General features: G+C 69.7%; 14 protein-coding genes. 5 read left to right on the top strand and 9 right to left on the bottom strand.

What is annotated here, in order from left to right; all coding sequences use genetic code 11:
* Nucleotides 1-48 precede the first annotated feature (48 nt).
* The 5 genes from ACI6GS_RS08865 to ACI6GS_RS08845 form a co-directional block, all read right to left on the bottom strand.
* Nucleotides 49-987, bottom strand: a complete 939-nt coding sequence (locus tag ACI6GS_RS08865) for a heme-dependent oxidative N-demethylase family protein (protein WP_439817429.1) — start codon at nucleotides 985-987, stop codon at nucleotides 49-51.
* 100 nt (nucleotides 988-1,087) lie between these two features.
* Nucleotides 1,088-1,759, bottom strand: coding sequence for a TetR/AcrR family transcriptional regulator (locus ACI6GS_RS08860; RefSeq protein WP_439817428.1), 672 nt, complete (start codon nucleotides 1,757-1,759; stop codon nucleotides 1,088-1,090).
* Between the two features lie 190 nt (nucleotides 1,760-1,949).
* Nucleotides 1,950-3,236 (bottom strand): acyl-CoA dehydrogenase family protein, encoded by a 1,287-nt coding sequence (locus ACI6GS_RS08855; RefSeq protein ID WP_439817427.1) that lies wholly within the window; start codon nucleotides 3,234-3,236, stop codon nucleotides 1,950-1,952.
* An 80-nt stretch (nucleotides 3,237-3,316) separates the two neighbouring features.
* Complete coding sequence (locus tag ACI6GS_RS08850; protein ID WP_439817426.1) at nucleotides 3,317-4,408, bottom strand: glycosyltransferase family 2 protein; 1,092 nt, start codon at nucleotides 4,406-4,408, stop codon at nucleotides 3,317-3,319.
* Entirely contained in the window at nucleotides 4,398-5,486 is a 1,089-nt protein-coding gene (locus ACI6GS_RS08845; RefSeq protein WP_439817425.1) for a polysaccharide deacetylase family protein, read from the bottom strand. Before ACI6GS_RS08845 ends, ACI6GS_RS08850 begins: the two co-directional genes overlap by 11 nt.
* Before the next feature lie 202 nt (nucleotides 5,487-5,688).
* Between ACI6GS_RS08845 and ACI6GS_RS08840 the strand changes: the two genes are divergently transcribed.
* On the top strand, nucleotides 5,689-6,825 hold the full coding sequence (locus ACI6GS_RS08840; RefSeq protein WP_439817424.1) for a glycoside hydrolase family 5 protein: 1,137 nt from the start codon (nucleotides 5,689-5,691) through the stop codon (nucleotides 6,823-6,825).
* A gap of 70 nt (nucleotides 6,826-6,895) precedes the next feature.
* Nucleotides 6,896-8,209 (top strand): hypothetical protein, encoded by a 1,314-nt coding sequence (locus ACI6GS_RS08835; protein WP_439817423.1) that lies wholly within the window; start codon nucleotides 6,896-6,898, stop codon nucleotides 8,207-8,209.
* On the opposite strand, the gene ACI6GS_RS08830 is transcribed toward ACI6GS_RS08835, so the two are convergent.
* Together ACI6GS_RS08830 and ACI6GS_RS08825 are read right to left on the bottom strand one after the other, a co-directional pair.
* Complete coding sequence (locus tag ACI6GS_RS08830) at nucleotides 8,182-9,894, bottom strand: GMC oxidoreductase (protein WP_439817422.1); 1,713 nt, start codon at nucleotides 9,892-9,894, stop codon at nucleotides 8,182-8,184. The two genes, ACI6GS_RS08835 and ACI6GS_RS08830, sit on opposite strands and share 28 nt — an antisense overlap.
* 28 nt (nucleotides 9,895-9,922) lie before the next feature.
* A complete protein-coding gene (locus ACI6GS_RS08825; protein ID WP_439817421.1) occupies nucleotides 9,923-10,669 on the bottom strand; it encodes a tyrosine-protein kinase family protein in 747 nt (248 codons plus the stop codon).
* Nucleotides 10,670-10,938: 269 nt separating this feature from the next.
* On the opposite strand from ACI6GS_RS08825, the gene ACI6GS_RS08820 reads away from it, so the two are divergent.
* From ACI6GS_RS08820 to ACI6GS_RS08810, 3 genes are all read left to right on the top strand, one after another.
* Nucleotides 10,939-12,423 (top strand): GumC family protein, encoded by a 1,485-nt coding sequence (locus ACI6GS_RS08820; protein WP_439817420.1) that lies wholly within the window; start codon nucleotides 10,939-10,941, stop codon nucleotides 12,421-12,423.
* A 77-nt stretch (nucleotides 12,424-12,500) separates the two neighbouring features.
* A complete protein-coding gene (locus tag ACI6GS_RS08815) occupies nucleotides 12,501-13,793 on the top strand; it encodes a hypothetical protein (RefSeq protein ID WP_439817419.1) in 1,293 nt (430 codons plus the stop codon).
* Between the two features lie 107 nt (nucleotides 13,794-13,900).
* Nucleotides 13,901-15,418, top strand: a complete 1,518-nt coding sequence (locus ACI6GS_RS08810) for an undecaprenyl-phosphate glucose phosphotransferase (protein WP_439817418.1) — start codon at nucleotides 13,901-13,903, stop codon at nucleotides 15,416-15,418.
* 162 nt (nucleotides 15,419-15,580) lie between these two features.
* Here the strand turns inward: ACI6GS_RS08810 and ACI6GS_RS08805 are convergent, their stop codons facing one another.
* Both ACI6GS_RS08805 and ACI6GS_RS08800 read right to left on the bottom strand, forming a co-directional pair.
* A complete protein-coding gene (locus ACI6GS_RS08805; RefSeq protein WP_439817417.1) occupies nucleotides 15,581-17,281 on the bottom strand; it encodes a caspase family protein in 1,701 nt (566 codons plus the stop codon).
* Between the two features lie 92 nt (nucleotides 17,282-17,373).
* Entirely contained in the window at nucleotides 17,374-18,477 is a 1,104-nt protein-coding gene (locus ACI6GS_RS08800) for an anhydro-N-acetylmuramic acid kinase (protein WP_439817416.1), read from the bottom strand.
* Nucleotides 18,478-18,483: the final 6 nt, after the last annotated feature.

Genomic DNA, 18,483 nt, shown 5'->3' with positions numbered 1-18,483 from the left:
GATTCCCGCTTTCGCGGGAATGAGCGGTAGTTCCGTCATCCGCCAGCCCTACTCCGCCGCCGCCGCCTTGTCGGCGGCTTGCGCCACGATGCGGTCGAGGGCGGCCAGGGCGGCGGGTCCCAGGATGTCGGCGGCCTTGTACTGCGTCATGCCGGGGGTCAGCGTGCGCAAGTAGGTGGCAAAGCCCGCGGCCATGTCGGGGCGCTGCGCCAGGTCGTCCAGCTTGTAGCGGTAGATGTGGATGGTGAAGAGGATGGCGCCAGTCCGCGGCAGCCGGCGCAAAGTTTGCCGCTCCATGCGGAAGTAGATCGTCTCGCCCGCATTGTCGGGATTGATTTCGCCCCGGTCGACCAGCAGGCGATTGCGCTCCCCCTTGCTGGCCGGCTGGAACAGGTCGGGGTGGCCAGCGATCGAGGCGTTGAGGCGCTGCACCGGGCGGTCCACCGCCAGCGCCTTGAAGAAGCGGGACATGGCGCCGCCGATCGTCTGGGCCAGGTCGGGCACGGGTCCGTGGATCTCGTGCAGCGGCCGGCCGATCTTTTCCGCCAGGCGCCAGAAGCTGGGGAAGCAGAGGTTGGCTGCGGTCAGGACATAGTCGCCGCCGTCATTCTCCTCCATCACGCACAAATCTTCCTGGACCAGGCGGCCAGCCAGTTCGAGCGGATGCTGCTCAGGCGGGTCGACGGTCCAGGTCTCCCCGGTCGGCAGCACCGTCAGGCGGCCGCCATCGCGCGTGAACACGTCGGGGAACTGGCGCGGCAGGTGGTCGGCCAGCAGTTCCAGCACCTCGGCACAGGCGGGTTCGGAGCCGGGCGTGACGGCAAGGACCGCGTCGCGCTCGTCCCGCAGCAGGTCGCGCTTCAGCGCGAGCTCGGTCGCGAACTCCTCGTCCACCGTGATCCACTCGGCTAGGCCGTCCAGGGGCGTGATGCCCATCCGCATCTTGTACGGACCGCCATCGAACGGGTTGTAGTGGATCCTGGCCATGCCGTGCCTCCTGTCCCCACCAGACTAGCAGGACCGCGCCGATGGTGCACCGCACCAGGCTCAAGCCCCTGTTGGAGAGGCGCCAAGCTGCAGGCGCGCGTCAGGCGGCCGGAGGCGTCCCGCGCCCACCGAATATCAGGTCCAGATACGCCTCGAACAGGAAGCCGATATCGAGCGGATGGCCGGGGTCCAGGACCATGTTGTTGATCACGCCCAGCCAGACCGGCCCCACCAGCAATTGGGGGTAGCGCAGCAGGGCGTCGCACTTCAGTTCGCCCCGGTCGTGCGCGATGCGGGCCAGCCGCTGCATCTGGGCCTGGAAGGGCTCAACCACACGGGTGCGATAGACATGGGCCAGGGTCGGGAACTCCACGCCCTCCGCGATCACAAGGTGGGCGACCGCCGCGCGGCCCTGGCGCTCGATCTGGTGCATGGCGGGCACCAAGGTGCGGCGCAGGAACGCTTCCACGCTCTCGCTCTCGCCGATGGTCGCGGCGTCGATCTCCACCAGGCTGTCGACGATGACGTCCTGCACGACCCCCTCGAACAGCGCCTCCTTGGTGGGGAAGTAGAGATAGGGGGTTCCCTTGGCGACGCCGGCCCGCCTGGCAACGGCTGCCATCGTGGTGCGGGCATAGCCAGTGTCCAGGAACTGCGCCAGGGCCGCGGTGACGATGGCGCCGCGCGTCTGCACCGCGCGTGCGGGCGCGCCGTCGGCGACCGCCTTTCGCGCAGGCCTGGCGGGCGTCTTCCGGTTGATCGAGATCCCCATACCCTCCCCGAGCCGGGCTCTTGCCGAACCCTGTCGTTTCCATTCCCGGTGGTCCGGGTTCTCCGCACGCTGTCGCACGGAAACCGGAACCAGAGTACCAGAGGACGCGGCGACGTTGCGTGTCGATCTGTGCCGCCAGGGCCACATTGCGGCCGGGGCCCCCACCCCTTGCGGGGTGGGGATCGTCTGCCTACTCGGCCGCTTCGAGGTCGAAGCGGTCGCCCAGCTTCCGGATCGCGGCGTCGCGCAGCGCGATCGAATGCTGGGTCGGGAACAGGCCGTTGGTGCCGTGATAGTCGCGCAGGACCTGGCGCGCCACCGTCACCTTGTGCACTTCCGTCGGCCCGTCGGCCAGGCCCATGTGGAAGCTCTCGATCACCTGTTCCGCGAACGGCATCTCAGGCGTCACACCCAGCGAGCCGTGCAGGTGCAGCGCCCGCGCCGCCACGTCGTGGAAGACCTTGGGCATGATCGCCTTGACCGCCGAAATGTCCTTCCGGACCTTCAGGTAGTCCTTGTACTTGTCGATCTTCCACGCGGTCTGAAGCACCAGCAGGCGGAACTGCTCGATCTCGGTCCAGCTGTCGGCGATCTTTTCCTGGACCATCTGCTTGTCGGCCAGCAGACCGCCTTGCGTCTCGCGGCTCAGGACGCGCTCGCACATCATGTCGAACGACTTCTTGACCTGGCCGATCGTCCGCATGGCGTGGTGAATGCGGCCGCCGCCCAGCCGCGTCTGGGCCACGACAAAGCCACCGCCCCGCTCGCCCAGCAGGTGGTCGCGCGGGACGCGCACGTTCTCATAGCGGAGGTACGCATGCGACGGCGTGCCGTGATGGCCGACCGGGCAATTGCGGATCATCGTGATGCCCGGCGTGTCGGCCGGCACGATGAAGGTCGACAGGCGCTTGTACGGGGGTGCTGCCGGATCCGTGACCGCCATGACGATCAGGAAGTCGGCCCAGTGGGCGTGGGACGAGAACCACTTCTCGCCATTGATCACCCATTCGTCGCCGACCAGTTCGGCGCGCGTGGTGAACACCTTGGGATCGGCTCCGCCCTGCGGCTCGGTCATCGAGAAGCAGGAGACGATCTCGTTGTCCAGCAGCGGCTTCAGGTACTTGGCCTTCTGCGCCTCGGTCCCGTAATGGGCCAGGATCTCGGCATTGCCGCTGTCGGGCGCCTGGCAGCCGAACACGATCGGGCCGAAGTGCGAACGGCCCAGGATCTCGTTGAGCAGGCCCAGCTTGACCTGGCCATAGCCCTGGCCGTTCAGCTCGGGGCCCAGGTGGCAGGCCCACATCTTCTGGCGCCGGACTTCCGCCTGCAGCGGCTTCACCGCGGCGTTGCGCTTGGGATCCTTCACGTCATAGGCATGGACGCCCAGGTAGTCGAGCGGCTCAACCTCTTCCTTCATGAACTTCTCGACCCAGTCCAGCTTCTCCTGGTACTCGGGATCGGTCTCGAAACTCCACATGATGCGTTTTCTCCCCTTCGGTCTTGAGGAGGGCATCATAGGCCGCCGCGCCGTCAATGCCAGCCCATGGGCCGTGCGGGCTAATGTTCCCGGGGCAGCGGGCCGCTGGACAACGGCGGCAGGGCGTCGATCGGGCCGGGGCCGGCCAGGCGCTGCTCGGCAAAGCCGAAGCCCCAGGCATGGTGCATGATCCCCAGGGCCAGCGGCAGCAGCAGCAGGCAGGGATCGCGTCGCCGCAGCGCCAGCCCCGCCCCAGCCAGGACCAGTAGCACGAGATAGGACACCAGCACGGCAACGCCCGCCCAAGCGGGCCATGCCGGCAGCACGCCGACGCCGGCCAGGACCGCCAGCAGGGCCACCAGCCCTTCGAACCCGATCAGGAGCACAGGGGCCGCCTGGCGCAGGCGCGGCCGCATGCCGTGCTTCATCTGGTTGCGCGAGCGGCCCCGGCCATAGAGGCGGTACTGGCGCAGCAGGGCGCCCGGCGTCCGGCGGGGCACGTAGTCCACGCGGATCCGGTCATCCAGCATGATGCGACCGCCGGCCTCGCGGATGCGATAGGACAGTTCGCCGTCCTCGTTGTGGGTGAAGCTGTCGTCATAGCCGCCCACGCGGGCATAGACGTCCCGCCGGAAACAGCCATGGAAGCCGTGCTCCACCTCCTGCGCGCCGCCGGTCGCGTGCAGGCGATAGGTCGAATTGCCGACCCCCAGCGGAATGCTCTGGGCCGCGGCCACCGCCTTCTGGAAGCAGCCCCCTTGCGCCACCGGAACGGCGACGAACACGGTGACGTCGGCCGCATTGGCCAGGGTCGAGTCGACGCACAGCGCCACGAAATCGGCCGGGTAGATCGAATGCGCGTCCGCCCGGATCAGCAGGACGGAGCGCGGATCGGCGTGCGCCGCACCGATGTTGATGGCGCGCGACTGGATCCGCCCCGGATTGTCCAGCACGCGGACATTGCCCAGGGCCCGCCCGACCTCCCGCGCGATGGCCACGGTGCGGTCGCTGCTGCCCCCGTCGACGACCAGGATCTCGAAACGGTCGGCGGGATAGCTGGTCGCCGCGATCGAGCGCAGGCAGGCCTCGATGTGCCGCTCCTCGTTCAGGGTCGGCACAACGACCGAGACATGGGGCCGCTCCGCCACTGCTGCGATCGGCTCAGGCGGCATGGGCGGTCTCGGACGCGGCGGGTCTGGCCAGGCGACGCAGCCGCTCGCCGACGAAGGGCAGGCCGCTGAGGAACAGGTCGAACAGGCCAAGGTCCTGGAAATGACCGTTCAGGCTGACGCGCGGCAGTTCGTAGGGCCGGCGCAGGTCACCCTGCGTCAGCAGGGCCTTGCGTGTCGTCACCGCCGTGCGGAAGCCCATCTGCGCCGCCAGGCCCACCTCCCGCGTGCCATAGCTGCCGGCATTGCCATAGGGGTAGGCGAAGTGGTCGACCGGACGCCCCACCAGCGCCTCCACATGACGGAGCGAGGCCTGCATTTCAGAACGCGCCACGGCGTCGGTCTGGCGGCCCAGGCGCACGTGATGGACGGTATGGGCACCGAACTCGACCAGGCCGCTGTGGCGCATCTCGGCGATCTGCGCCTGGCTCAGCATCGGTGTCCGCGCGGCGGCGACGGCTTCCGGCACCTGGGCCACCAGCTGCTCGAAGGCCTGCCGCAGCACGCCCACCGGCGCGGGGTTGAGGCGCCCCGCGATCTCGCCAAAGGCGGCGCGGCGGGCGGCATCGTCCGCCAGCGCGAAACTGCGGGTCCAGCGCCCCTCGGGGCCGTCCAGGTCCAGGCTCAGGCGCGCTGCCCGGCCCACCGCCGCCTCCAGCAGCGCCCACCAGGGCAGGATGGAACCGTCCAGCAGGCCCGTCGTGAGGTACACGGCGAACGGCGCGCCATGGCGCTGGAAGACCGGGAAGGCATGCTCGAAATTGTCGGCATAGCCATCGTCGAAGGTGAAGCAGGCAAACAGCCCCCGCCCACCACTGCCGGACAGGCGGCCGACCACCTCCGACAGCGGCACGACCGGGATGCCACGGCGCGCCAAATGCGCCAGCAGCGCATCCAGGAAGTCGGGCGTGATGGTCAGCGCGCGATTGGGCTCGAACGCGCGTTCCGCAGCCATCGGCGCCACGCGATGCCCGGCAAAGATCACGCCCCGGCCCAGCGGCGGCAGGACGTGATGCAGACCTGTCGCCTGCAGCATGCGCAGTGTACGGAGCTGAAGCGCGACGACGCGGTCATGTGGCATGGTCGGCCCGGTGTTCGGCGGACGTGTCGGAACGCACGGGCCGATTTCTTGGCCCCCGCCGGTACGGCATCACGGTAACGAGGAGACACATTGGATGAATGTTGCTCACCCCGCTTCTATCGCGCCTCGTTGCCAAACAGAAGATGAATATCCGGCGGAAATTCGCGTAAACGCGGTCCGTGGGCTGCGAATCCGCAGGTTCGTGGCACCCGTCACCCTGGCGCTCTGCGTCCTGCTGGGACTGCTGGTCGCAGGCCCGGCGCAGGCCGAGCGGGCGGTGCCCGGCGGCGTGGCCCCCGCCCGGCTGGCGGCACTGTCGCCCGGCATGAACATCGGCCATTGGATGCGCCACCCGGGCAGCGCCCTGAAGCCCGACTTCGACACCCACATCACCCGGTTCGACCTGGACATGATGAAGGCGCTGGGCGTGCGGGGAGTGCGCCTGCCCTTCGATCCCAACCTCATCTATCGCCCGGGCAAGGCGCTGGATCCGCAAGGGCTGGCGAAACTGGACCAGGCGCTCGACCTTCTGCTGGGTGCGGGCTTCGCGGTGATGGTCGTGCCGCACGACGGCACCAACCGGATCGAGCGGGACAGCGCCTATGCCGCGGGCTTCGCCGCGTTCTGGGAGGCGCTGGCCCGCCACCTGTCGCGCCGCGACCCGGACAGGCTGTTCCTGGAAGTGCTGAACGAGCCGGTCTACCCCGAGCGGGAAGGCGAATGGGCAGCCCTGCAGCAGACGCTGATCGCTGCCATGCGCAAGGGCGCGCCACGCCACACGCTGGTGGCGACGGGTGCGGCCTATTCCTCGCCCGCGGGCGTCACGGCGCTGACCCCTCTGGCCGACCGCAACGTGATCTATACCTTCCACTTCTATGACCCGGTGATCTTCACGCACCAGGGCGCCCCGTGGATGGGCGACGACTTCCCCCACCTCCTCTGGGTGCCCTATCCGGCGGATGCTGCACGCTGTGCCAAGGCGCTGCGCGAAAGCGATACGGAGAGCGCCAAGGGCTGGGTCAATGCGCACTGCACAAAGGGCTATGGCATCCGCGACATTGACCGGCAGATGGAGGCGCTGGCCACCTGGTCGCGCCAGCACGACGTGCCCGTGATCAATGGCGAGTTCGGCACGTTCTGCTCCAAGACGATCGAGAAGGGCGACCGCCTGGCCTGGCTGCGCGACGTGGTTGCCAGCATGGACAGCCACGGCATCGGCTGGATGGCGTGGGGCTATGACGACTGCTTCGCGCTGGGCGCCAACCGCGATCACGAGGGCTGGATCACCTATGACGAGGACGCGGCCCGCGCCATCGGCCTCAACCCCCGCCCGAAATGAGGGCCTTGGTCACCCCATCATCCCCGTTCATCACCGCGGGACGGGAGAGCGCTCTGGTACACAGGCCATCATGTCGCTGATTGCGCGGGTGCGGGGGGTGCTGGCGCGGCCGGATGCGCGGTTTTCAGTGCTCCATGCGCTGAACGCGGCGCTGGCGCTGCCGTTCGCCTTCGCCCAGACCTTCGTCTTCATCCGCGTCCTCGGGCCGGAGGCCTATGCCGCGGTGGTGCTGATCTCGCTCTATGGCATCTATCTGTCGCCGATAGACAACGCGGTCGCCCGCGCGGCCTTCGCCACGCTGCGCGCTGACCATGTGGGCGGAGGGCAGGGTCCGGCACGCGACCTGGTGGGCTTCGTCTATCCGCTGGACCTGGGGCTGCGGCTGGTCCTCGTCACGGGCCTGAGCATCGCCATCTGGCGCTGGAGCGACAGCGGGCTGGACCCGCTGGCCGGGATCCTGTTCCTGCTTTTCGCGCTGCTGAACAACCTCTGGAGCTACCAGCTGCAGTCGGTCGGCTGGGCCCTGGACCGCGCCTTGGCCTTCGAGAAGGGCCAGGTCCTGCGCAACATCGCGCAGCTCGCCCTGCTGGGCCACCTGCTGTGGTCGGGCGACTTCCTGCTGTACCTGGTCCTGGCCAACCTGGTCTGGCTGCTGGCGGTGGGGCAGCTGGTCTGGTCCCTGCGCCGCGACACCGGCCTGTTCCGGCGGGTGCAGCGGCCGGCGCGGGCGACGTCGCTGACGGCGTTCCTGCGCATGATCGGCGTCGCCGTCCTGGCCTCCCTGGCTGAGCTGGCCTTGCTGGCGGGACCCTATCTTGTCGTCGTGGCCGGTTTCGGCACGGGTCCCGCGCTCGTCGCCTTCGACACGGCGCAGAAACTGGTCCGCGCGGTGCTGAGCGTCGCCAAGATGGCGAGCGAGTCCCTGCTGCCGCAGCAAAGCCGCGCCTTCTTCTCCGGCGACCGTGCGGCCCTGCGGCGGATCACGCTGCTGATCGCGGGATGCAGCCTGGTTCCAGCCGCCGGGTTGTCGGCGGTGCTGCTGGTCAGCGGCACCTGGATCTTTGACGTCCTGCTGGGCGGGCATGACCTGGTTCCGGTCGCGGCGCTGGCGCCCATTGCCCTGCTGGGCTGGCTGGCCGCGGCCTACCACATCGGCAACAGCCTGCTGTCCTATACCGGCCGCTTCGCGCCGGTGGCCGCGGCGGGCGTGGTCACGGCGCTGGGCCTGGCGGCGACGCTGGCCGCGGTGCGGTGGGCGGGCCTGGATGTCCCCGGCTTCTTCTGGGCCTATGCCGCGACCTTCGCAGCGACGGCGGGCCTTGTCGCAACCGTCGCAGCCCGCCATGCCGCACGCATTCAGGCGGCGGAGGCCGGTGCCCCCTGAAGTCCCGCCAGGTGCTGGCCCACCAGATGGTCGCCCAGGCGCAAGCCCATCGCCGCGATCGTCAGCGTCGGATTGGCAAAGCCGCCGGTCGGGAACGTGGCGCTTGTCGCCAGGTACAGATTGGCCGTGCCCCATACCCGGCCGTCGCGATCGACGACGCCGCCGGCCGGACTGTCGGCCATGCGCGCCGTGCCGATATGGTGGCCACCGACCGGGGTGCAGGCACGGGCTTCCGCTTCCAGCGTCGCGGGGTCGAAGACGATCTCGCCGACGCCGGCCCGCGCGAACTCCTGTGCCAGCAGGGTGTAGGTCTCGCAGATGGCGCGGATGTCCTGCTCCGTCACCCGCCAGTCGACCTCGACGCGCGGCATGCCAAAGCGGTCGACCTCCGCCCCCAGCGTGATGCGGCTGTCGGGATTGGGGACCTGCTCCGAATTGAAGTCCAGGACATAGGAGCCGGTGCGGCTGGGCAGCACGACGGACGGGATCTTGCGCCGTGCCAGGTTGCGGCCGGCGATCCAGCGGCGCGAGAAGCGTAGCAGCTCGGGCGAGCCCAGCACCATGTTGCGCGCGTGGGCGCCCCAGAAGCGCAAGGGGTGGCCCTTGAACCGGGCCTTCGTCTGGATCTCGAACGTCGTCATCTTGCGCACGTACTCGGGCAGGATCAGGTCCTTCACCAGGTACATGGCCGACAGGATCGGGCTGCGATGGGCCGGATCCACGATGTTCGAATGGTGCAGCCGCATCACGAAGTTCAGCAGCTTGCGCCGGCGCTGGACCTGGGGCGAAAGCCAGAACAGGCGCCGGCAATAGATCCCGTCGTGCGAACGGCCATAGTCGTAGAGCACCGGCACGCCCGGCTTGAACCGGACCTCCCCCACCGAGCCTTCGATATGGGTCATGTAGTAGCGGCCCAGCGCGTCGTTGCCGGTGCCGAGGGTGCCCGGCCGTGCCCGGTTCAGGGCCAGCAGCAGACGCGTCGTCTCGATCGCACCCATGGCCAGGGCCACCTGGCGCCCCCGGATCGCCAGGCGCCGACCGCCGGGACCCACCGCCGTGACGCCTTGCGCCACCTTGCCGGCGGGATCGGCCGTCACGTCGACGACATGGGCGCCCAGGACCACGCGGACGGTCGCCATGCCGGCCAACGCGGCGCGCAGCTTGGTCCCCAGGTTGGTCGGCAGGCTGAAGCGCTCGCAGCGGTCGGCCTGGACGATGGCGGGATCCAGGCCCGGCACCAGGTCGGGCTGGGCGCCGGGAAAGACTCGACGCGCGTCGAACTCGGCCGCACCGGCGTCGAACAGGTCCAGCGCCCGGGCATAATAGGGGCCAAGCTCCGCCTCGCCGACCGGCCAGCCGCTGTTGGGGACCCAGTCGCGTGTCGCGAAGTCGATCTCGTCGAAGGGGATGCAGCGGCCACCCCAGATCGCAGTTGTGCCGCCCAGGCCGCGCCGGCGGTAGAGATGGACGGGATAGTGCGTGCTGGTGGGGGCCACCGCACCCACATGGACGTCGTCCCACTTGCGTGATTCGCCGGGACCGCCCGATTCGACCAGGACCACGTCGCGGCCCGCCTGGCCCAGGCGCCAGGCCAGCGCCAGGCCGCCGGCGCCGCCGCCCACGACCACGACATCGCAATCCAACGCCTGGCCGTCGGCCAGGGCTGCGGCGCGGATGATCGTCATGCCACCTTCCTCTACAGGGTCCGCCGCATCAGGCCAGGCGCCGGTACAGCCAGGCCGGAAGCCATTGCCGGCGCTTGTTGAACACGACGCCCAGCGGCGTGCCGCCGGCACGCTGGACCAGGGTCTTCAGCTTCAGGGCCGCTCGCCGGCTCAAAACCTCGGCCTCGACCACCAGGATGACGCCGTCGGCATAGCGGCTGACCAGCGTGCCGTCGGCCGTGTCGGCCATGGGCGGGGCGTCGATCACGATATGATCGAAGCGCCCCTTCAGGTCCTCGAACAGGCGGGCGAAGGCCGGCGAGTGGGCGGGCGGCACGGGCGTTCCGGGCCGCAGCGACAGGCTGGCGATGGAGAGGCCCGTATTGCCGACCGCGATGATCCCGTCCGCAAGTGTCGCCGAGCCCAGCGCCACATCCTCCAGGCTGACCGGGATATGGTGGGCCCAGCGGCGCGACGCGCTGGGCGCGCGGCGATCCGCGTCGATCAGCAGGACGCGGGCTCCCGTCGCATCGCGCGCCGCCTCGGCATAGGCTTGCGCCACCGTCGACGTGCCGGAGCCGGCGGAGGCGCCGATGAACTGGACGACGCGGCCGGCGCCACCATCCCGGGCCGGCAACTGGTGGGAGACCTGGGCATAGAGGCGGACCATCTGCTCCGCGAAACCGGGCGCAGCCTGCGGCTCGGCCGCCAGGGGGGCGCCGGGGCCGGGCTCGACGGCCGGGCGGGATGGGGGATCGCTGCGGGCGCCGTCCCTGGCTTCGTCCGTGGGCTTCATGCTTTCCGTTCGATAGCACCGAGGTGAGAAGCATTGGTTAAGAGAAGTGCGCTCAAATCCAGGACCATCACGGGGCGGGGACCCAGACCGAATGTCACGGGCGGGACGGAGCGCCGCACCGCCCCTCACGGAACCAAAGACAGGAATAGAGCGTTCGTGCCCATACCTCTCGCAATTGTCACGATTTCGTGTAAAGTGGGTGATGTCCAGGAGCGCACGCCGGGATCCGCCGCATGTCGGCGGGTCCTGTCGGAAGGGAGCGGCCGCGCGTGAGTGATTTCAGCCTGCGGGCCATCCTGACGATCCTGTTCCGCTATCGCGTGCGCGTGGTCGCGGCGTTCCTGCTGGTCGTCGCCATAGCACTCTTCGCGGCCTTTGCCATGACGCCGATGTACGAGGCGTCGGCAAGCGTCACGATCCGCATCGGCCGCGAGACGGTCTATCGGCCCGAAGTCGGCAACGCGACACCGCCGCAGATCTTTGTCGAGCAGGAGCAGATCATCAACACCCAGATCCAGCTGCTGCAGAGCCGCGATCTGGCTGAACGGGCGATCGCGGAGATCGGCCTTGCCCGCCTTTATCCCGACCTGGCGGACGAGGCGCCGGAGCCCGTCCCCGCGGCCGAGGATGCCGTGGCCAACCCCGCCGCCACGCGCGCGACGGAACAGGCGGTGCGCCAGTTCCAGCAGGCCTTCTGGGTGGTCCCCGCGCGGCGGTCCAACGTCGTCCAGATGGGCTTCGAGCATCGCGACCCCGTCGTGGCGCGCGACGTGGTCGCCACGATGATCGACAATTTCAAGGACAAGATCGTCGAGGTCTATGGCGAGCAGAACCTCGACTTCCTGGTGCAGCAGACGCAGACCGCGCGGCAGGAACTGGACGAGGCCGAGCAGACCCTGGCCGCGTTCCGCGAGGAATTCCGCATCTATGACTACCAGGCGGAGATCGACCTGCTGCTGAAGCAGCGCATGGACATCGACAGCAACCTGAAGGCCAGCGAGGCGAATGCCGCCGAAACGGAGCGCCGCGTGCAGTCGCTGAGCGACCGGCTGGCGAAGCTGTCGCCCAACGTGTCGCAATATACCGAGACGGAGCAGCGCTCGCCGGCGCTGGACACGGCGCAGGGGCGCCTGCTTGAACTGCGCCAGCGCGAGCGCGAACTGCTTGCCCGCTTCCAGGAGGCAAGCCCCCCGGTCTCGGAGGTGCGGCAGCAGATCCAGGAGACCGAATCGTTCCTGGGCACGCTGCGCGCGCAGGGCGGCGGCCGTAGCCGCGTCGGCCAGAACGACACCTATGTCCGCACGCAACAGCTGCTGATCGAGGCCGAGGCCCAGCTGGCCGCGGTGCGCGCGGCGCGGGTCGAGAACTTGGCCCAGATCGAGACGATCAACCAGCGCATCAACGCCCTCAGCCAGCGCGACGGCGAGCTCAAGGCGCTCTCCCTGCAGCGCGACGCCAAGGAAGCCAGCTTCACCAGCCTGCAGACCCGGCTTGAGGAGGCGCGCACCCTGAGCGCCCTGGACCGCGAGAAGATCGTCAGCATCGGCGTCGTGACCCCGCCCGCCGCCAGCGACCGGCCCGTGCGCCCGAACCGGACGCTGTATCTGATGCTGGGGCTGATCGTCGGCGTGATCTCCGGCATCGGCACCGGGCTGCTGTCCGGCTACCTGTCCCAGCGCCTGACGACCCCGGAACAGGCGGAGGCCGTCCTCGGCCTGCCGGTCCTGGCCAGCCTGCCGCTGCAGAAGGCCTGATCAGCTTCATGGCCGGTGCCCTTCCCAGCCCCGCTTTGCCCCTTGCCCGGGGCTTGGCGGCGCGTGGGGTGGGGGGCATGGTGGCAGACCGCGCGATCCGCGCCACGGACGCGGGCGATCCGCTGATCCGCTGGGTCGGCTATGCCAACATCGTGACGCTGGTCCTGCTGCAGAAGCTGGCAATCGTCGGCAGCGCCACGCAGATCAACATCGCCCTGCCGGTCATGTGGATCTCGCTCCTGGTCCTGGCGGTCGCCGGGCGTCTGCGCATCGATACGGTGATCCTGGGCCTCTTCGCCCTGTTCCTTGTCGTGGCGCTGCCGGCCGTCCTGTTCGCCGAGACGGCGCACATATCCCGCCTCAGCTTCCTGGCCGCCATCGCCGTCTATGCCCCGTTCGTGCTGCGGATGAAGGCCCACGAGTCCGATGTGCGGTCGATCCTGTGGGTGTTCCAGCTGGCCCTGCTGGGCCCCGCAATCATGACCTTTGCCGACCTCGCCGTGCAGCTTCTGGGCGTGTCGGTGATGGGCCAGCCGCGCCTGAGCCTGGAACCCTTCGTGCCGGCCAAGCTGCTGGCCCAGGGCTACATCTATGACCAGCCGCTATGGTTCGGCTCCACCCTGCAGAAGCCCAACGGCTTCTTCCTGCTGGAGCCGTCCTACCTGTCGCAGTTCATGGCGCTGGGCATCATCGTGGAGCTGGTCTATTTCCGCCGGCCGCTGTTCCTGCTCGTGTATCTGGCGACGGTGGCGGCGTCGTTCGGCGGCACCGGCCTGATGCTGCTGGCGGCGGTCCTGCCCTTCGTCCTGGTGAAGCTGAGCCGCGGCCTGATCATCGCCGGCATCGCGCTGCTGCCGGTGCTCGCGGTGACCGCCGTCGCCCTCAACTGGACGGAGTACCTGGAGCGCCGCATCCCCGAGTTCACGCAGCCCGGATCGTCGGCTCATTCGCGCTTCATCGAGCCGTTCGTGCGCCCGGCGCGCGAGCTGGAGCGGGGCGACGTCCAGCTGTTCCTGATCGGCCGCGGGCCCGGCACGATCGAGACGGGCGACCCGGCCGAACAATGGAACATCTTCGCTAAGGTGACCCTTGAGTACGGGGTGCCCACGCTGCTGGCCTTCGTCACCTTCTACACGGTGGCGCTGTTCCGGGGGTCGACCTCGGCCCTGGTCTCCTATGCCGGACTGATCATGGCGCACTTCCTGTCCGGCGCCTTTATTTTTCCGCCTGTGACGTTCATCGCTTATTACCTGTCGGCTGGATATGGTCTGATCCGGTCGCCGGCAGGGACGGCAGCGGATCCCGCTGCAACAGGGCGCGGCGACGGCACGGGTGGAGAATCACCCGATCTTGCAGGTGCTGCGTCATGAATCTGGGTCGCCAGCCAGCGTTGCGCGAGTCGTCCGGGGCAGAGGCCTTCGACCGCGGTGGCGTCGACCCGGGCCGACTGCAGGGCAGAAGCCCACAGGGGGAGCCGTTGGAGTCCAGCGCACGTTCGAATCCGGCCCATGTCGTGCCCCCGCCGGGGCTGCCGCCCGTGCCGGGCCAGGCAACCGGTCGCGGCGCCGCCGCCCTGCCCAACATCTCGATCCGCGATTCGCGGCGGGTCAGCAGCACCTATGTCGGCGGCATCACGATCCTGATCGAGGGCGTGCTGATCGCGGGCCTGGGGCTGGCCTGCCTGGCGATCGCCGGCACCGGTGCCGACCGCGTCGCCATCGGCCTGCCTTTCGCCGCTGCGATCCTGCACTTCCTGCTGGCCGACCGTTCCGGCCTCTACCGGACGGAAGTGCTGTTCCGCAAGCAGCCGCCGCTGCTGGGCAGCCTGCAGGCCTGGGTGCTGACCGGCCTGCTGGTCGCGGTGGGCCAGGTCTGGCTTGGCGTCATCGCACCCCAGCACGAGGCCTGGCTGCTGCCGTGGGCACTGGGGACGCCGGCGGCGCTGATCTCGGCCCGCTACTTCCTCGCAGGGACGCTGGATGGGCTGGCCCGCGCCGGCCTGTTCGCCGATCGCGTCGTGATCGTGGGCGCCGGCGACCAGGGCCAGCGCCTGGCCCAGCACCTGCACGAGACCAAGGGCGGTCAGGTCCGCCTGCTGGGCTTTGTCGACGACCGCGCAAGCCGCATTCCCAACCGACCCCAGGGCCACGCCATCCTGGGCGACGTCGATGCGCTCGTGGCGATGATCCGTGCCAACCAGGTGGACGAGGTCGTGATCGCGCTGCCCTGGACGGCGGAAAACCGCATCGCCCAACTGGTGGCGCGCCTGTCCGACACGCCGGTCCATGTCCGCCTGGCGCCCGACCTGGCCGGCTTCGGTCAGGAGGCGCGACAGGCGGTGACCGTCGGCGGCGTCACCATGCTGAAGCTTCTGGACCGGCCGATTTCGGGCTGGCAGGCCTTCCTGAAGGCGGCGGAGGACCGCGTCCTGGCAGGCTTTGGCCTGCTCCTGCTGTCGCCGCTGCTGCTGCTGATCATGGCGCTGATCAAGCTCGACTCCCGGGGCCCCGTCTTCTTCAAGCAGAAGCGCTACGGCTTCAATTGCGAGCTGATCGAGGTGTGGAAGTTCCGCACCATGTACGCCGACATGGCCGATGCCGATGCGCGCCAGCAGACCACGCGCGACGACCCACGCGTCACGCCGATCGGCCGCATCCTGCGCAAGTCCAGCCTGGACGAATTGCCCCAGCTGCTGAACGTGCTGAACGGGACGATGTCGATCGTCGGCCCCCGCCCGCATGCCGTCGCGACCAAGGCCGCCGGACGGGTGTTCGAGGAAGTCGTCGATTCCTATGCCGCGCGGCACAAGGTGAAGCCGGGCATCACCGGCTGGGCCCAGGTCAATGGCTGGCGCGGCGAGACCGACACGGTCGAGAAGATCCAGCGCCGCGTCGAGCACGACCTGTTCTATATCGAGAACTGGTCCCTGTGGTTCGACATCAAGGTCATCGCCCTGACCGTCGTCGCCCTGTTCAAGAACGAGAACGCGTACTGAGCGGAACGGCGTCGGGGCGCGGCTGTGCCTGATGCTTCGAGACGCCGGCCCAAGAGCCGGCTCCTCAGCACGACGCCGTGGCTTTCATTTCAATACTCAAACGGTCGTCATCCTGAGGAGGCTCGCAGAGCCGTCTCGAAGGATGGGTTCCCGACGGTCCCGCTACCCCTCGCAGGGGGCGGTGGCGGTCAGAACGCCGATGCCGTTGTCGGAGAGCAGCCGGGCCAGGGCGCGTGACGGGGCCGCATAGCTGACGGGGCCCACCTGGCTGCGGGCGACGAACAGGGTGACGCCGGCCAGGCGGCCACAGCGATCCATGACGGGGCCGCCACCGCTGCCCGGCGGCGGCGCGCCGGTATGGGCGATCAGGCCCCGCTGGGCTTCCGCCGCGCGCAGCGTGCCGCCAAAGCGGACCGGGCGCGGCAGGCGCGCCCCTGAATCGACCCGGCGGACCTGGGCTGCGAACTTCGCGTCCAGGGCCTGAACCTCCACATCGAAGCCGGCGGCAACCAGGTCGGGTCCGATCGTCGTGCCGTCGTCCAGCACGGCGGGGCGGATCGCGTCGATGCCGCTTACCTGCAGCAGGGCCAGGCCGTCCTGCCCCTCCTGCCGGTGCAGCAGGCTGGCCGGCACGCCATGGCCCAGGCGCACGCTGGCGATCGTGATGCCGTCGGGCTGGGCGTCATCGATGACATAACCGGCGGTCGCCACCACGCCCGGCGCCACGACGACGCCCGAGCCATAGCGCGTGGTCCCCCCCGAATCGACCATGACCAGGACCGTCGCATCCAGCGTGCGGTCCAGGCTGGCCACATCGGCGGCCGCCGGCGGGGGGTTCAGCGCAGCAACCTGCTCCTGCTCCAGCTTCTGCAGCCGGGCACGGGCCAGGGGCGTGAACGTGCCGTCGGGGAAGCGGTCCAGATAGGCGCGCAGTTCGGCCGGGTCCTGGCTCTGCGCCACCGACTGCCAGAACAGCGCCTCACGGTCGACGCTGGGGCCGGGGCCCGCGCCGCCAGCCATGGGCGGCAGCGGCGGGCCGAACACGTCGGGCGCCACGGCCGGCGCGAAGTAGAAGTCGCCGCTGAGCGAGGACGAGATCCAGGGCGTCTGGGCGTTCGCCGTCGCCTCGGCCACCTTGACCAGGACCTGCTTGAACAGGTCCTCCACCTTCAGGCCCGGCGTCTCGATCACCTCCAGCAGCGCGCCGGTATAGTGACTGTGCTCGCCCGTGCCGTCGGCGGCCGTCGAGCCGGGCGCGGTGGCATAGGCGATCAGGGTGCCGCGGGGAGCCGTGATCTGGGCCAGGCCCAGGCCGCGCTCCTGGCCATAGCCGCGGATCGGTTCCGGCGCCATGGATCGCGTCACCGCGCCCGGGCCCCGCTCGAAGGGATTGTTGCGGCAGGCATCCAGCACGATCACGTTGACCGGGCTGCCGGCCTGGACCAGCTGGTCCAGCACCACGTCCATGCCCAGGCCTTCCAGCGGGATGTCGCCCTCGGTCTCGACCCGGGCATCGACGGGCATCAGGTAGTTCTGGCCGCCATACTGCACGCCATGGCCGGCATAGTAGATGACCGCCGCGGTGCCGCCGGCCTGGATCTCCTGCGCGAATGCGCGCAGCGCGCGGCGCATCTCCAGCTGGGTCGCGTCCGTGCGCAGGATGACCACGAAGCCCAGCCGCTCCAGGGCCGCGGCCATGGCCTTGGCATCGTTGACGGGATTGGCAAGCGGTGCCTGGCCATAGGCGGCATTGCCAAGGACCAGGGCGACCCGCTTTTCGGCCGCCTGGGCCACGCCATGCGGCCCCAGAATGCCCAGGGCCAGGGCCAGGACGACCCCCCACGCGACCAGCCAGCGACGCATCGCACTCGTTCCCCTATGGGCCTTGGTTCGGCCCGTCCACCCGTTACCCCTGACACCTGCGCGACAGGGCCAGCCCGGACGCGCGGGCCGGTTCAGCCGCGTGCCTGGCCTGTGGTGGGGCGGGGCTGCACGACGCGACCGCCACCCCAGGCCCGCACCACGCCGGTCGTGGTCGGCAGGCTGAGCGGCAGGCCGCGCAGCGTCCGCACCGCCAGGAAGGCGAACGCCTCCGCCTCCAGGGCGTCGCCGCGCCACCCCACAGCCTCCACCGGCTCGACCGGCATGCCCAGGCGCCGGCGCAGGCCTGCCATCAGGACGGGATTGTGCCGCCCGCCACCCGTGACCAGCCACCGCTGCGGCGCCTGGGGCAGATGCCGCAGTCCCGCCGCGACCGCCTCCACCGTCAGGGCCGCCAGCGTGGCCGCCCCGTCGGCCGCGGCCAGACCCTCGACACAGGTCGTGTCGAAATCGTGGCGATCCAGCGACTTCGGTGGGGCAGCGGCGAAATAGGGATGGACCAGGACCGGCGCCAGCCGCGCGGCATCGACGCGGCCCGCCGCGGCCAGGGCACCGTCGGCGTCAAAGGCCCGGCCCGTCGTCGCCCGGGTCCAATCGTCGATCAGGGCATTGCCGGGCCCCGTGTCGAAGGCGATCACCTCGCCCCCTGCACCGAGAAAGGTCACGTTGCCCACTCCGCCCAGGTTCAGGACCGCCAGCGGCGGCGCAAGGTCCCGCGCCAGGGCCTGGTGATAGAGCGGCGCCAGCGGTGCCCCCTGCCCGCCCGCGGCGACGTCGGCCGTGCGGAAGTCGAAGGCGACGGGCACCCCGATGCTGTCGGCCAGGTACTGGGCATCGCCGATCTGCCAAGTCCAGCGGTCGTGTGGCCGGTGCAGGATGGTCTGGCCGTGGAAGCCGATCAGGTCGACCGGACCCACCTGCCGCAGCAGGCCGCGTACCGCCTCCACATGCGACTCGGTAATGGCGCGCTCGGCCGCGGCGATGGCGGGCGGCATCGGGCCGGGGGCCGCCATGCCCTGGGCCGCCACCATGGCCCCGCGCAACAGCGCGCGCACGTCCTCCAGCAAGGGTAGCGTGGTCCAGGGGCCGAATGCCTGGACCCCCTCACCATTCGTTTCCAGCAAGGCAGCGTCGACGCCATCCATCGACGTGCCGCTCATCAGACCGATGACCCGCATGGTTGC

The organism is Zavarzinia sp. CC-PAN008, from assembly GCF_051903925.1.
Lineage (GTDB): Bacteria > Pseudomonadota > Alphaproteobacteria > Zavarziniales > Zavarziniaceae.
The sequence above is the reverse complement of the archived record's forward strand: the minus strand, read 5'-3'. Positions and strand labels throughout refer to the sequence as shown.

Excerpts from the sequence above, each read along its gene's own strand:
- ACI6GS_RS08815 (WP_439817419.1), top strand. The coding sequence starts at position 12,501 with ATGGTGGCAGACCGCGCGATCCGCGCCACGGACGCGGGCGATCCGCTG.
- ACI6GS_RS08865 (WP_439817429.1), bottom strand. The coding sequence starts at position 987 with ATGGCCAGGATCCACTACAACCCGTTCGATGGCGGTCCGTACAAGATG.
- ACI6GS_RS08835 (WP_439817423.1), top strand. The coding sequence starts at position 6,896 with ATGTCGCTGATTGCGCGGGTGCGGGGGGTGCTGGCGCGGCCGGATGCG.
- ACI6GS_RS08830 (WP_439817422.1), bottom strand. The coding sequence starts at position 9,894 with ATGACGATCATCCGCGCCGCAGCCCTGGCCGACGGCCAGGCGTTGGAT.
- ACI6GS_RS08805 (WP_439817417.1), bottom strand. The coding sequence starts at position 17,281 with ATGCGTCGCTGGCTGGTCGCGTGGGGGGTCGTCCTGGCCCTGGCCCTG.
- ACI6GS_RS08860 (WP_439817428.1), bottom strand. The coding sequence starts at position 1,759 with ATGGGGATCTCGATCAACCGGAAGACGCCCGCCAGGCCTGCGCGAAAG.
- ACI6GS_RS08825 (WP_439817421.1), bottom strand. The coding sequence starts at position 10,669 with ATGAAGCCCACGGACGAAGCCAGGGACGGCGCCCGCAGCGATCCCCCA.
- ACI6GS_RS08845 (WP_439817425.1), bottom strand. The coding sequence starts at position 5,486 with ATGCCACATGACCGCGTCGTCGCGCTTCAGCTCCGTACACTGCGCATG.
- ACI6GS_RS08800 (WP_439817416.1), bottom strand. The coding sequence starts at position 18,477 with ATGCGGGTCATCGGTCTGATGAGCGGCACGTCGATGGATGGCGTCGAC.
- ACI6GS_RS08855 (WP_439817427.1), bottom strand. The coding sequence starts at position 3,236 with ATGTGGAGTTTCGAGACCGATCCCGAGTACCAGGAGAAGCTGGACTGG.
- ACI6GS_RS08850 (WP_439817426.1), bottom strand. The coding sequence starts at position 4,408 with ATGCCGCCTGAGCCGATCGCAGCAGTGGCGGAGCGGCCCCATGTCTCG.